Origin of the sequence: Agrobacterium pusense, assembly GCF_900102105.1 — a bacterium.
GTDB lineage: Bacteria > Pseudomonadota > Alphaproteobacteria > Rhizobiales > Rhizobiaceae > Agrobacterium > Agrobacterium pusense.
Genome location: NZ_FNBB01000002.1, coordinates 469,266 through 482,970 on the forward strand (window position 1 = coordinate 469,266; position 13,705 = coordinate 482,970).

Sequence of the window (13,705 nt, forward strand, 5' to 3'; positions counted from 1 at the left end):
ATCACGCGGGCCTTTCTTTATTCTTCAGCCGTCAGGTCTTTCAGCCGATGGGACAGAGACCGGTGATCTCAGTCATCATTCGGGCGCCGAGGTCTGCAGGGCAAGGGCATGCAGGACGCCGCCCATATTGCCCTTCAGCGCGTCATAGACCATCTGGTGCTGCTGCACGCGGGTCTTGCCCTTGAATGCATCTGCCACGACTTCCGCCGCGTAATGATCACCATCACCGGCCAGATCGCGGATCGTGACCTTTGCCCCGGGAATTCCCGCCTTAATCATGTCTTCAATGTCGCCGGGTTTCATGGGCATGATGTTTCTCCTTAATTCATTCTGCGGCGACTAGAGTTTCGCCGTCCATGAACTGAGGGAACCACGATTCATAGGCCGAGTGCAATTCTTTAATCTCGACGGCGCGCGCCGTGCCCAGCTTTACGGTGGAACCACCGGTGACGCCGATGTTGGCGCAGGAAACGCCGGCTGCCTTGGCAGCCGCCAGCACCTTGTCGAGATCACTCTTCTTCACGGTCAGGACGTAACGACCCTGATCTTCGCCATAGAAGGTGAGGACCGGGTTGTGGCCTTCGACCGCATCGATGGTCGCGCCGATTCCGGAGGAAATCGCCATTTCGGCAACCGCGAGCGCCAGACCTCCTGAGGAGCAATCGTGAACGGCGGTGGCGAGGCCATCCGTGATGATGCCACGCACGAAATCGCCGTTCTTCTTTTCGGCGGCGAGATCGACATGCGGGGCAGGGCCGTCGATACGGCCATGGATATCACGCATGTACACCGACTGCGCGATGTGGGTGCCGAGGCCGGCAGGTGCGCCGACAAGCAGCACCGCTTCGTCAGCGGCGGCGAAGCGAATGCGCGCCATGCGGCCCCAATCCTTCAGCAAGCCGACGCCGCCAATGGTGGGGGTTGGCAGGATCGCCTGGCCATTGGTCTCGTTGTAGAGCGAGACGTTGCCAGAAACGATCGGGAATTCCAACACGCGGCAGGCTTCGCCGATGCCCTTGATGGCATGAACCAGCTGACTCATGATTTCGGGCTTTTCCGGGTTGCCGAAATTCAGGTTGTCGGTGGCCGCGAGCGGCAGGGCGCCGGTTGCGGTAATGTTGCGCCAGCATTCGGCCACGGCCTGCTTGCCGCCTTCGAAGGGGTCAGCCTCGACGTAACGCGGGGTGACGTCGGAGGAGAAGGCGAGCGCCTTTTTGTCGTGGCCTTCGACGCGAACGACGCCGGCATCGCCGCCCGGAAGCTGCAGGGAATTGCCCTGGATCAGCGTGTCATATTGCTCGTAGACCCAGCGGCGCGAAGAATTGTTCGCCGAACCGACGAGCGATACCAGCGCATCGGCGATATCGGCAGCGGGGACGTCGTTTTCCGCAAGCGGGGCGGGCACCTTCGCGGGCGTCCACGGGCGGTCATATTCCGGAGCCTGATCGCCCAGTTCCTTGATCGGCAAGTTGGCGACTTCCTCGCCGTTGTGAATGACGCGGAAACGCAGGTCGTCGGTGGTCTTGCCGACGATCGCGAAGTCCAAGCCCCATTTCACGAAAATCGCCTTGGCGACTTCTTCCTTGGAGGGCTCGAGAACCATGAGCATGCGCTCCTGGCTTTCGGACAGCATCATTTCATAGGCAGTCATGCGCTCTTCGCGCACCGGCACGGCATTGAGGTCAAGCTCGATGCCGAGGTCGCCCTTGGCGCCCATTTCCACGGCCGAGCAGGTGAGGCCGGCCGCACCCATGTCCTGAATGGCGATGACCGCGCCGGTTTTCATCAGTTCGAGGCAGGCTTCCAGCAGGCACTTTTCGGTGAAGGGGTCGCCGACCTGAACGGTCGGGCGCTTTTCTTCGATGGACTCATCGAATTCGGCAGAGGCCATGGTCGCGCCGCCAACGCCATCGCGGCCGGTCTTTGCGCCGAGATAAACCACCGGCAGGCCCACACCCTTGGCTTCCGAAAGGAAGATCGCGTCGGACTTGGCAAGACCGGCGGCAAAGGCGTTGACGAGGATGTTGCCGTTATAACGTGGATCGAACTCCACTTCGCCGCCAACCGTCGGCACGCCAAAGGAGTTGCCGTAGCCGCCAACACCGGCAACGACGCCAGCCACCAGGTGGCGGGTCTTCGGGTGGTCGGGCGCGCCGAAACGCAGGGCGTTCATGGCGGCAATCGGGCGGGCGCCCATGGTGAAGACGTCACGCAGGATACCGCCGACGCCGGTCGCCGCACCCTGATAGGGCTCGATATAGGACGGGTGGTTGTGGCTCTCCATCTTGAAGACGACGCAATCGCCATCGTCGATATCCACAACGCCGGCATTTTCACCGGGGCCCTGGATGACGCGTGGTCCCTTGGTGGGCAGGGTCTTCAGCCACTTCTTGGACGACTTGTAGGAGCAGTGCTCGTTCCACATGGCCGAGAAGATGCCGAGCTCGGTAAAGCTGGGCTCCCGTCCGATCAGGTCGAGGATACGCTGGTATTCGTCGGGCTTCAGCCCGTGGGATGCAACGAGTTCCGGGGTGATCTTGATGGAGTTTGGAATCGACATAGGTCTCACGCGGTTCGAGCCGAGGGAAGTTTCCGGTTCTTTAGCGCAAGAGGCTCAAAGGTGCGACAGGAAAATGCGCGGTTTTATCCGCAAAACGCTGCTTTCTTGGCTTCTTCAGAACCTGTAGCCGACCATGAGGCCGACGCGGGTCAGTCCGTCATTGGGCCCATCGCACAGATTGGCATGTGATGCATGCTCGATCTGGGTCGAAATATTCCAGTTATTATCGAAACGATAGCCGATCGCCGCATATTCGTGGAAAAGCACCCGGCAGCCGAATTCCGCACCGGTTTCGCCGGCACTGTTTCTCAGCTTGCCATCGTGCCAGAGGCCGCCAAAACCGAAATCGAGAAAAATCTTCGGGTTGAGATCGAAGGTCCAGTTGACGCCGCCGTAAATGGTATTCGCCGAGCCCTCAGTGCCGATCTCGCCACCGATATGCAGCCGTGGGCGGGAGAGTTTTTGGCCGAGCGTTACCGCAGATGCACTGGCGAAGGGATCAAAATAGGCGGTGAAGGCCGGAAAGACGCCATCCTCACCGCCATTGTCGTGATTGGAGATCGAGGTGGTTGCGCCGAAGCGCAATTCGTCGAAGACGCTGCCTTCCGCAGCAGTGGCGGGCATGATGCCGATCAAGACACACGCCGCAAGAAGGATCGCCAGCGCAAAACACGCCCTCACACCTGTGGAATTGAATGCTGCCATCGAATCATTCCCCACCTCGAATTGCGGAAAGGATGGCAGGTTTGTCGGTTTGGTAAATGATAAGTTACTGAATTAGGCCGGGTGTTGCAGGAAAGACTCTCCGCCCTCTAGGCAACGCTTTCGTAACCGGCCGAGCCGTTGTCGAGCAGGTGGCGCAGGATGCCGAGGGCATGGGTCAACTCTTGCTGGTTCGATGGACCAGAAAGGCTGACACGCACCCGATGGAAAACCTTGTCGGTGCGGCCGGCCTTGAACTCATCCTCGTCATCTATCAGCACGCCTTCTTTCATCGCCGCGTTTCGGAACGTGCCGGAAAGCCAGGGTTCGGGCAGTCTCAGCCACAGGAAGGCGATATCGGGCAACGAATTGAAATCCAGCCCGGCAAAGGCCCGCCGGGCAATCGCCTCGCGCTGATTGATCTCGGCGATACAATCCTTGCGAATGTCGTCGGCGTCACCGCTGTTGACGAGGCGGGCATTCACTTCGGCCAGCATGAAGGGCAGACCGCCTGTCAGCATCGAGTGGGAAATGCGGATGCGCGACGAATATTGCGCCGGGCAGGCGACCCAGCCGCCACGAACGCCAGCGGCAACGGATTTCGACAGGCCGCCGACGACGAAGGTAATGTCGGGCGCAAATTCTGCGATCAGCGGGATCGCCTCACGCGTCATCGCGCCATAAAGATTGTCCTCTACGACCCAGACACCATACCGGCGTGCGATATCGGCTATCGCACGGCGACGCTCTTCTGTCAGCGTGGCGCAGGTCGGGTTCTGGCCGGCGGACATCAGGAAGATCATCTTGGGATGCTGCTGGGCGCAGACGCGCTCAAAATCGTCAGGGACAATGCCCTTTTCATCCGCCTCAACCAGCGTCACCCGCCGTCCGGCAAGTGTGGCGCTGCGGCTGATATGGGAATAGGTCACGGGTTCGAAGACGATACGGTCTCCCGGGGCGGTCATGGCCGTCACCACACTCATCACCGCCGCATGGGCGCCAAGCGTCGAGACGATGTTTTCCGGTTTTGGCGACCAGCCGTTCTGGGAAAGCCAGCGAGCGCCCGCCATGCACCAGTTGTCAGGAAAGGAACGGGCGTAATTGGTGACGTCGTAAGCATGTTCGCGGGCGACAGCCTCGATATGTCTGGCGATCAGCACGCTCTGGCCGACATCGGGTGCCGCCGTGGTGTTGAGCCGGAATTCGGCGCTGCTATCGACGGCGTGGCGTGTGCTACCGAAGGCTGCCGCCACCGTCTCCATGGGCGCTGAGGGGGCCGGGGTCTTGCGCTCATTGACATAGGTGCCACGGCCGACCTCGCCGCTGACCAGGCCGCGCTCGTGGATAAGCGCGTAGGCCCGGCTGATTGTACCTATTGTCACGCCGAGGTCATAAGCGAGGTTGCGCTGCGGCGGCAATTTCGAGCCCGCCTGCAGGGTGCCATCGGAAATTGCACCCTCGATACTGTCGGCGAGGCGCAGATAGATCGGGCCGTCGCCCACAGTGAGATCAGGAAGCCAATTTGTCATGGTGACAATTTATGCATTGTATCTCTTCGCAAGTCAATTGTATTTATTGTCTGCATTCAATGAAGACAAACGCACGGAGACAATAGGTGCAATATGCGCAAGATGGATCAATACCTTTCGACAGCGGATACGCTCTATCCTGATGGTTACGAACGGGAACGCGTGTTCCGCGATGTCGGCGACATGGTCGCACCGGCGCCTTTTCCGGCCAAGATCGCCAGCACGCCAATTGGTCGCCTGATTGCGGGCATGTTCAACTGGCACCGGAAGCGGCAGGGACGGCTCGCTTTGCGGGAACTGTCTGATGATCTTCTGGAAGATATCGGCGTAACGCGCGATGAAGCCCTGAAGGAAGCGGCGAAATCCCAGCTTCTTTCATGGCCAACACGGCCGCTTTAATTTTTTGCCGGAGAGCGGCGCCTTCTTTCCCCGGCGCCATCAAGCCGTGCGGCAGCCCGCCACGCCATTCCCAACCGGCGTTGGCGGGTTTTTTTATTTAGGCCCCTTAGAGCAGCTTCGGCAAATTGATAAACGGTACGTGGCAAGAGCTTCTTGTGCCGGCGTCTGCCTTTTGCCGAGCGTTCCCCTTTCCTCATTCCTGTGACAAGCACAGGAATGAGCGACGCGATACGTCTCGCCCGATATGCAGGGCTAGAATACTACGATGAGATCAGCAGCCCTTGCCGCCATTCGCCCAGCGCTTGACGTCGGTTGCGATGCGGCTGGAAATGGCCTCGTTCATCACCGGGCCAAAAGCGTCGAGCTTTGCCGGGTTGCCTTCGGCCTGAACGACCAGCATGGGCCGCGATTCCGGACTGTTGCGCGGCACGAGCAGGATGCGCGGACGGCCTGAGAAGGAATTGAGTTCAGGGGCCAGACGATAGGCCTTGAAAGCCGCATCCCCCGATTTGAACCAGCAGGCATTCGCGCCAAGCGCTATCCGTTCCATTGTGGGGAGAGCGGCGCGGGAGACCGAGGCTGTCGGCTGTGGTTTCGGCTGACAAGCAGCCAGGGTCGCCGCAGCTAGAAACAATCCGGTCGCCTTGAGGGTATTCGATCGACGGGCAAAAGACATCAGGTCATCCAGAAGAGAGGGCCAAAACGACGCCGTCAGCCGGCATCAAAAAAGGCGGGCTCAAAGCCCGCCCGTCTGTCAGGCTGCGATGACGCCAAGCGCCGAAGCGAAGAGGCCGCGGCCGTCATTGCCGCCATGGGCGGCTTCGATCAGGTTTTCCGGATGCGGCATCATGCCGAGAACGTTGCCCTTGGCATTGATGACGCCGGCAATGTCGTTCAGCGAGCCGTTCGGGTTGGTGCCTTCGGCATAACGGAACACGACCTGGCCGTTGCCCTCGACCGATTTCAACTCATCCGCATCGAGGAAGTAGTTGCCATCGTGATGGGCGACGGGGCAGCGCAGGATCTGGCCCTTGTCGTAAGCGCGGGTGAAATCGGTGTCGTTATTGGCGACTTCGAGCTTTACTTCGCGGCAGACGAATTTCAGCGAGGCGTTGCGCATCAGGGCGCCCGGCAGCATACCGGCTTCGACCAGAATCTGGAAGCCGTTGCAGACGCCGAGAACCTTCACGCCCTTTTCCGCCTTCTCGCGGATGGCCTGCATGACAGGCATGCGGGCGGCGATCGCGCCGCAGCGCAGATAGTCGCCATAAGAGAAGCCGCCGGGAATGACGATCAGATCGACATCGGGAATATCCGTCTCCGTCTGCCAGATAGTGACAGGCGCCTGACCGGAAATTTTCGTCAGAGCCGCGATCATGTCGCGGTCGCGGTTGAGGCCGGGAAGTTGGACGACAGCGGATTTCATGGACGGCGGCTCCTGGAGCTTAGAGAATGGCGATGGCGTAGTTTTCGATGACCGTGTTGGCCAAGAGCTTTTCGCACATTGCCTTCAGATCGGTTTCGGCCTTCGCCTTGTCGGCGCCTTCCAGTTCCAGATCGAAAACCTTGCCCTGACGGACATGGCCGACGCCACCAAAACCGAGGCTGCCAAGCGCGCCTTCGATTGCCTTGCCCTGCGGATCGAGAACGCCGTTCTTCAGCGTAACAGTCACCCGTGCCTTGATCACCTGATCTTCTCCTGATTTTACCCTACGAGGCCAATATTATTTCACGAGCCGATATTACTTTACCAGAACAGGACCGGTGCCGCGGATCGGTTCGTTTTCATTGATGATGCCGAGACGGCGCGCCACTTCGGAATAAGCTTCCAGAAGACCGCCCAGATCGCGTCGGAAGAGGTCCTTGTCCATCTTCTTCTGGGTCTCGATGTCCCAGAGGCGGCAGCTGTCGGGCGAAATCTCGTCGGCGAGGATGATGCGCATCATATCGCCTTCGAAGAGGCGGCCACATTCGATCTTGAAATCGACGAGCTGAATGCCGACGCCGAGGAACAGGCCGGAGAGGAAGTCGTTGACGCGGATGGCGAGCGCCATGATGTCGTCAAGCTCGGCGGGGTTGGCCCAGCCGAAAGCCGTGATGTGCTCTTCGGAGACCATCGGGTCTTCGAGCTCATCCGACTTGTAATAAAACTCGATGATCGAGCGTGGCAGCACCACGCCTTCCTCGATGCCGAGGCGCTTGGAAAGCGAGCCGGCGGCGACATTGCGCACGACGACCTCGAGCGGGATCATCTCCACTTCCTTGATCAGCTGCTCGCGCATGTTGAGGCGGCGGATGAAGTGGGTGGGAATGCCGATCTTGTTCAGATGCGTGAAGACGTATTCGCAGATACGGTTGTTCAGCACGCCCTTGCCGTCGATGACTTCATGCTTCTTCTTGTTGAAGGCGGTCGCATCGTCCTTGAAGAACTGGATAAGCGTGCCTGGCTCCGGACCCTCGTAAAGGATCTTGGCCTTGCCTTCGTAAATACGGCGGCGACGGTTCATAATTGCAGGTCTCTTGGTTGACGCCGATTCTGGTGGCGTTGCGTTTGGTCTTTGAAGCGGTCCCATAAAGGAAAAGAGTGCATTCTACAATGCGGCTGGCATATTTCCCTTCAATTCTTGTGACAGGGCCGCCGAACTGTTTCATCCGCAAAACCGGGCCGCGGCAGGGGCGGGCGGCGATGCGGATTTCAGTTGGCGGCTCTCGTCATGGCTCGACGCCTTTGAGGCGGCTCAGGAATTGCGCGAAGACCATGCCGCCCTCCGGCCACGGGCCGTGCCCGGACTCGGCATTGATGTGGCCGGACATGCCGGCATCGATCAAAAGCGAACCCCAGGCAGCAGCGATGTCGTCGGCGTGTTCATAAGAGCCGAAGGGATCGTTGCGGCTGGCGATGGTGATCGCCGGAAAGGGCAGCGGATCGCGCGGGTAAGGCCCGAAGGTCATGAGATGCTTCGGCCTGATTTCGGGATTGGCGACATCAGGCGGCGCAACGAGAAGCGCGCCGGATACCTTCTTGCCGATTTCAGGCAATGCGTGGATCACCGTTGGAACGCCAAGCGAATGGGCAACGAGGACGACGGGCCTGGTGGAGGCGTTGACCTCCTCTACCAGCCTGGCGACCCAATCTTCCTTCACCGGTTTCGACCATTCCGCCTGCTCGACACGGCGGGCGGTGGAGAGCTTGCGCTCCCAGCGGCTCTGCCAGTGGTCCGGGCCGGAATTGGTATAACCGGGGACGATCAGGATATCTGCTTCTGAAACTTTCATGCGCCATATCTGTGTTGTGATGCCGCCGCGATCAAGGTCGCGGCGGCATTAACGTCAAGCTCTCGGGTTCAGCTCAAGTCTCAGGCGTTGCCGAAGACGCGGGCGAAGATCGTATCGACATGCTTGGTGTGGTAACCGAGGTCGAATTTTTCGCGGATGACCTCTTCGGGGAGCGCAGCGCGCACTTCCTCGTCGCCCAGCAGTTCCTCAAGGAAGTCCGCACCCTGTTCCCAGACCTTCATGGCATTGCGCTGGACCAGACGATAGGCGTCTTCGCGCGATACGCCAGCCTGCGTCAGCGCCAGGAGAACGCGCTGCGAATGCACGAGACCACGGAACTTGTTCATGTTCTTCAGCATGTTGTCCGGGTAGATCACCAGCTTTTCGATGACGCCTGCCAGACGGTTCAATGCGAAGTCCAGAGTGACTGTCGTGTCGGGGCCGATGGCGCGCTCCACGGAGGAGTGGCTGATGTCGCGCTCGTGCCAGAGGGCAACGTTTTCCATGGCCGGGACGACCGACATGCGCACCAGACGGGCGAGGCCGGTGAGGTTTTCAGTGAGAACCGGGTTGCGCTTGTGCGGCATGGCCGACGAGCCCTTCTGGCCGGGAGAGAAGAACTCTTCCGCTTCCAGAACTTCGGTGCGCTGCATGTGGCGGATTTCGATGGCGACGTTTTCAATCGACGAGGCGATGACGCCAAGGGTGGCGAAGAACATGGCGTGACGGTCACGCGGGATGACCTGCGTGGAAACCGGCTCGGGGATGAGCCCGAGCTTTTCGCAGACATGTTCTTCGACGCGGGGGTCGATATTGGCGAAGGTGCCGACAGCGCCGGAGATTGCGCCGGTGGCGATTTCCGCACGGGCATTCACAAGGCGCTCACGGTTGCGATGCATCTCGGCGTAGAAGCGGGCGAAGGTGAGGCCCATCGTCGTCGGTTCGGCATGGATGCCGTGGCTGCGGCCGATGCGCACCGTGTTCTTGTGTTCGAAGGCCCGGGTCTTGAGAGCCGCGAGCACCCGGTCCATGTCGGCGAGCAGCAGATCGGCGGCGCGCACGAGCTGGATGTTGAGCGTGGTGTCGAGAACGTCGGAAGAGGTCATGCCCTGATGCACGAAACGGCTGTCGGGACCGACGAATTCTGCGAGATGGGTGAGGAAGGCGATGACGTCATGCTTGGTGACGGCCTCGATCTCATCGATGCGGGCGACGTCGAAGGTGGCGCTGCCGCCCTTTTCCCAGATGGTCTGGGCTGCTGACTTCGGGATCACGCCGAGCTCGGCCAGCGCGTCACAGGCATGCGCCTCGATCTCGAACCAGATGCGGAATTTTGTTTCCGGCGACCAGATGGCGACCATTTCCGGCCGGGAGTAACGAGGGATCATGACAATGACTTTCTTAGTAGAGGAAATTTGCTGCCCGTTTAGCAAAGTGTTCCGCTAATCTCAATCTATCAAGCTGCATGCCTACGCCGCTTGCGGTGCACGCCGGCAGAGCATTGCCCCTGCGGGCACGAGCGGAAGTGCGGCGAAGGGAAAATAAAGACCAAGTCCCAGAACGACGAACTGGTAGACTGCACCGAGCGACGTGAAAAGCTGCTGAAAAAACCAGATGCGGGAAAACGTTGGCGCATGCCATTGCGCATAAAAGATGCGGTACTCGAACGCGAACAATGCTGCCGCCACGGCGAGCGTGAAGAAAGCGATTGCGAGACATGCTGTCGCAAGACGCAATTGTTGGGATTTTAAGGCAGGGAGAACGCGCAATGCTGCCAGCGCCAGCAGCCAGCCGAAAAATCCGCCCGTGAAGAAAAGCGTGATGATATCGGCGACGTGATCGGTTTCCAGCCTGTTACGGGCATAGAGGCCGATGGCGGCCGACGCCGCTGAACAAACGCTCCAGCCAAGCGCGCCAAGCAGAATGAACAATGTTGGAAGAGCCCTGTCGCGGAAATTCCGCATGCCGCTTTCCATGACATTCCCCCCGACGCCTCGTTGTGCCGCATCCGGCTTTCCGTATTCGGCGGTGACGGATTACGCCCGTCCGGCTTCCGCAGCCGTGCGCAGGAGGGCGATCGTCTTGCGATAATCCTCCACGCCATCGCCTTTGAAGACTGCGGAGCCCGCTACCAGTGCATTGGCGCCGGCGGCGATGATATCGCCTGCGGTCTGCGCCGTGACGCCGCCATCCACTTCCAGTTCGATCGGCCGCTGACCGATCATCGCCTTGGCTGCGCGGATCTTGTCGAGCATGGCGGGAATGAATTTCTGGCCGCCGAAGCCGGGATTGACGCTCATGATCAGCACGAGGTCGACATCATCGAGCACGTTTTCGATAACGGAAAGCGGCGTTGCCGGGTTGAGCGTGACGCCAGCCTTCAGGCCCAGTCCGCGAATGGTCTGGAGAGAGCGGTGCAGGTGGGGGCCGGCCTCCGCATGCACCGTGATGCTGTCACAGCCGGCCTTGGCAAAGGCTTCGAGATAGGGATCGACGGGGGCGATCATCAAATGGCAATCGAAGAAGGCATTGCTGTGCGGCCGAAGCGCCTTGATGACATCAGGCCCGAAGGAAATGTTCGGCACGAAATGCCCGTCCATGACATCGAGATGAATCCAGTCCGCGCCGGCCTCGGTGACATCGGCGACTTCCTGTCCGAGCTTGGCGAAATTGGAAGCCAGGATCGACGGTGCTATCCGGATGGGCAGGGACATGGGCAAACTCCTCTCGACGCGTTGCGTAAGTTTGCCTTTAACACCATGCATCGGGGTTTGAAACGGTCAGCAGTGAGGTTGCTGATGGTTTTCCGCTGCCGCTCCGCGAATTTGTCCCGGTGCCGGCTTCAGCTACTGCCTTTCGGCTTTGTCCGCCGGTTCGAAGCGCTGGCCGTTCCAGCGCTGCAGGCGGTAGGGATTGTCCGAAAGCTCATGCGACGGGTTGAATGCGAGATCGCCAATCACGGTTTTGAAGGCCGTGCCGGACGCCAGTATCTCCGGCGCCGGTTTCGACTGCGCCTGGGCCGCTTCCGCCAGCGCCGCCGTCAGTTCGGTGGCGGCATAGGCTGGAAGGACGTAACCTTCGGGTTCGATGCCTGCGGCGCGCAGTTCGCCGGCCGCCGCCTGCGCCGAAGGCAGTGTGTCATAGGCCGGGCGCGTGATGGCCATCACGTTCGCAGCCAGCGCGAGGGGGGTGTTGGCGGCGTTCAGCGTATCGCCGCCCAGAATGGTGAGCAGAAAATTCTCTGAAGCGGCGTCCCGTGCTACGACGGCGATATCGTTTCGTTCCGCGCCGATGAAGACATGGGTAATGCCGGTGCGCGCCAGCCGGCGCACAAGCGCGACCTGCTGTTCCTGATTGGGTCGCATCGTATCGGCAAAGGTGGGCTTCAGCCCGTTTTCCTCCAGCGTAGAGCGGATACGGTCCACCAATTCGCGGCTGTAGATCGTGCCGTCATCCACGAGCCCGATCGGGTGGCCTTTCCAGTCGCGAAGAATGACTTCCGCAGCCCTTGCCGATTCGGCCCGATCCGATGGGGCGAGTCGAAAAAGCGGCCAGCCATATTTCAGCGCGTCCTCCATCAGGATGGGTGCGCGGCTGGAAAGCGTGATGGCCGGAATGGCCGCGGCCTTGAGCGGTGGCAGAACGTCCTGAAGCGTTTCCGTGCACAGGAAGCCGATTGCGGCGCTTACTTTCGCCGCCACGAGGCCATCGGCAATCGCGCCGCCACTGCCGTCTTCGCAGCTCTCGTGAATCTCCACGACATCCAGGCCGAGTTTTGCGGCTGCCGCCTTGGCGCCCTGCCGGACCTGTTGCCCGAGAAGCTCGTAGGGGCCGCTCTGCGGGGCAACGATCCCGATCGATGCCGCGCTTGCTGAACCCGCAAAGGCAAAACCGGCGATGATCGTTAGCAGGCGAAGTGAAAGCATGACGTGATCGAAATCCTGTTGTCCCGATCTGATGTTTATCGGCACCAATCGGTTTTCCAAAGGAAAAATCGCCGGTCGTCCATCATAATCGCACGCCGGCGCCTGGACTGCGGCAGCTTGGCTTCGATGTCGGGCGATCCGAATGCCGAGATGGACGCGGCATCTTGTGGTTGTTGCCGTCGGCCGATAATGGTGCCTCGCGGCATACCGCAGCGCTGCTCTTTTTCGCCCCGCTATCTTCTTTCTGTACCGCTTTACTGAAGAAGTATTTCATAAATCCGCCACGTGCCGTTTTACTTCATAAAACTATTACAAGTGGCGCGTATAAGCACACTCCAGCGAAGGCCTTGTTGCTGATTATGCCTTTTGCAGTGCACGTTATAAATCTGCACATTTTATTTTCATATCTGTAATTCATTGATATCTAAGTTTAATATAGAAACCTTCTAATTCCCCACCTCTTTTTCGCCATGTTTTTTTCGCATTTGCGAGAAGATTTGCTTGACGGAAAGTAAATGATTAGCTTAGATGGAATTGTTTCAGGGGACGACTGAAATTGGCTGTAAAAAGCCTCGGAAAGTGTTCCGATTATAAGCACTGCCAGACTATATTCGCTTCTATATTCTATTTTTTTTATTACGTATAAACCGCTTCAGGAAACTGGGGCGGTTTTTTACATAGCTCTAATTTAAGCAATTTAAAATTGAATTTGGAGAACTTTACGCAAAGCCGTTCTCTCGCGATAAGCGTTCCAGAAATGAAATGGCGTGGATTAAGCGTGCCGTTGTCCGAAGTTCTGGCTTCGACCCAATCTGATCCGCCGTTTTCGATTTTGAAAATTCCGCATCCGACGTCATTATTCGACGCCCGGGGCTGCCCCAGCATTATTTCAGGGCGGCCAGAGCGTCCTTTGCAAAGGCGGAGATCGGCTCAGGAAGTTTGTCGAGATCGAACCAGTCGATGGCGGAGAGCTTATCCGGCTCCGTAAGCGAAGGCTGACCCGTTGTGTCGCGGGTGACGAAGATCAGGGAGACCCAGTGATGGCGGTCCACTGCGTCGATAAATTCGCTATGGCAGAGAAATTCGACGTGGCCGATCGTCAGCCCGGTCTCTTCTTCGGCTTCGCGCCGCGCCGCGGCTAGCGACATTTCGAGATGATCGACTTTGCCGCCAGGGATGCTCCAATACCCGGCTTCCGGCGCTTTCATGCGCCGGCATAAAAGGAGGCGGCCTTCACGCAAAATGACAAGGCCCACGCCGACGCCCGGAAAATCGAGGCCCGGCTTGATGGTCGACGTCATCGTGTCCATTGC

Annotated in this window: 15 protein-coding genes; 1 reads left to right on the forward strand and 14 read right to left on the reverse strand. The window is 59.4% G+C overall.

Annotated elements, in window-relative coordinates; translation table 11 throughout:
- Nucleotides 1-75: 75 nt before the first annotated feature.
- The 4 genes from BLU28_RS06925 to BLU28_RS06940 form a co-directional block, all read right to left on the reverse strand.
- Nucleotides 76-309, reverse strand: coding sequence for a BolA family protein (locus BLU28_RS06925; RefSeq protein ID WP_003516012.1), 234 nt, complete (start codon nucleotides 307-309; stop codon nucleotides 76-78).
- Between the two features lie 16 nt (nucleotides 310-325).
- Complete coding sequence (purL, locus tag BLU28_RS06930; RefSeq protein WP_072494580.1) at nucleotides 326-2,560, reverse strand: phosphoribosylformylglycinamidine synthase subunit PurL; 2,235 nt, start codon at nucleotides 2,558-2,560, stop codon at nucleotides 326-328.
- Nucleotides 2,561-2,674: 114 nt separating this feature from the next.
- Nucleotides 2,675-3,265, reverse strand: a complete 591-nt coding sequence (locus BLU28_RS06935) for an acyloxyacyl hydrolase (RefSeq protein ID WP_077986218.1) — start codon at nucleotides 3,263-3,265, stop codon at nucleotides 2,675-2,677.
- A 107-nt stretch (nucleotides 3,266-3,372) separates the two neighbouring features.
- Nucleotides 3,373-4,791, reverse strand: a complete 1,419-nt coding sequence (locus BLU28_RS06940) for an aminotransferase-like domain-containing protein (RefSeq protein WP_077986217.1) — start codon at nucleotides 4,789-4,791, stop codon at nucleotides 3,373-3,375.
- Between the two features lie 93 nt (nucleotides 4,792-4,884).
- Here BLU28_RS06940 and BLU28_RS06945 point away from each other — a divergent pair, with 93 nt between their 5' ends.
- Nucleotides 4,885-5,190: a DUF1127 domain-containing protein gene (locus BLU28_RS06945; protein WP_035209980.1), complete on the forward strand. Its 306-nt coding sequence runs from the start codon at nucleotides 4,885-4,887 to the stop codon at nucleotides 5,188-5,190.
- Nucleotides 5,191-5,461: 271 nt separating this feature from the next.
- Here BLU28_RS06945 and BLU28_RS06950 read toward each other — a convergent pair whose 3' ends face one another.
- From BLU28_RS06950 to BLU28_RS06995, 10 genes are all read right to left on the reverse strand, one after another.
- Complete coding sequence (locus BLU28_RS06950; RefSeq protein WP_004442434.1) at nucleotides 5,462-5,866, reverse strand: hypothetical protein; 405 nt, start codon at nucleotides 5,864-5,866, stop codon at nucleotides 5,462-5,464.
- Nucleotides 5,867-5,944: 78 nt separating this feature from the next.
- Nucleotides 5,945-6,616, reverse strand: a complete 672-nt coding sequence (gene purQ / locus BLU28_RS06955; RefSeq protein ID WP_004442432.1) for a phosphoribosylformylglycinamidine synthase subunit PurQ — start codon at nucleotides 6,614-6,616, stop codon at nucleotides 5,945-5,947.
- Nucleotides 6,617-6,635: 19 nt separating this feature from the next.
- Nucleotides 6,636-6,878, reverse strand: a complete 243-nt coding sequence (gene purS / locus BLU28_RS06960; RefSeq protein ID WP_003507918.1) for a phosphoribosylformylglycinamidine synthase subunit PurS — start codon at nucleotides 6,876-6,878, stop codon at nucleotides 6,636-6,638.
- A gap of 54 nt (nucleotides 6,879-6,932) precedes the next feature.
- Nucleotides 6,933-7,697, reverse strand: a complete 765-nt coding sequence (gene purC / locus BLU28_RS06965) for a phosphoribosylaminoimidazolesuccinocarboxamide synthase (RefSeq protein ID WP_004442430.1) — start codon at nucleotides 7,695-7,697, stop codon at nucleotides 6,933-6,935.
- A gap of 205 nt (nucleotides 7,698-7,902) precedes the next feature.
- Nucleotides 7,903-8,466 carry an alpha/beta hydrolase gene (locus BLU28_RS06970; protein ID WP_004442428.1) on the reverse strand — a complete coding sequence of 188 codons (564 nt, stop codon included), beginning with the start codon at nucleotides 8,464-8,466 and terminating at the stop codon, nucleotides 7,903-7,905.
- Between the two features lie 80 nt (nucleotides 8,467-8,546).
- Nucleotides 8,547-9,854, reverse strand: coding sequence for an adenylosuccinate lyase (purB, locus tag BLU28_RS06975; protein WP_004442427.1), 1,308 nt, complete (start codon nucleotides 9,852-9,854; stop codon nucleotides 8,547-8,549).
- 81 nt (nucleotides 9,855-9,935) lie between these two features.
- Nucleotides 9,936-10,442 carry a hypothetical protein gene (locus BLU28_RS06980; protein WP_077986216.1) on the reverse strand — a complete coding sequence of 169 codons (507 nt, stop codon included), beginning with the start codon at nucleotides 10,440-10,442 and terminating at the stop codon, nucleotides 9,936-9,938.
- A 60-nt stretch (nucleotides 10,443-10,502) separates the two neighbouring features.
- The gene (rpe, locus tag BLU28_RS06985; RefSeq protein WP_004442425.1) at nucleotides 10,503-11,180 is read right to left on the reverse strand and encodes a ribulose-phosphate 3-epimerase; all 678 of its coding nucleotides are present in this window, start codon (nucleotides 11,178-11,180) and stop codon (nucleotides 10,503-10,505) included.
- 132 nt (nucleotides 11,181-11,312) lie between these two features.
- Entirely contained in the window at nucleotides 11,313-12,392 is a 1,080-nt protein-coding gene (locus tag BLU28_RS06990) for an ABC transporter substrate-binding protein (RefSeq protein WP_077986238.1), read from the reverse strand.
- A gap of 884 nt (nucleotides 12,393-13,276) precedes the next feature.
- The gene (locus BLU28_RS06995; RefSeq protein WP_077986215.1) at nucleotides 13,277-13,702 is read right to left on the reverse strand and encodes an NUDIX domain-containing protein; all 426 of its coding nucleotides are present in this window, start codon (nucleotides 13,700-13,702) and stop codon (nucleotides 13,277-13,279) included.
- Between the last annotated feature and the right edge of the window lie 3 nt (nucleotides 13,703-13,705).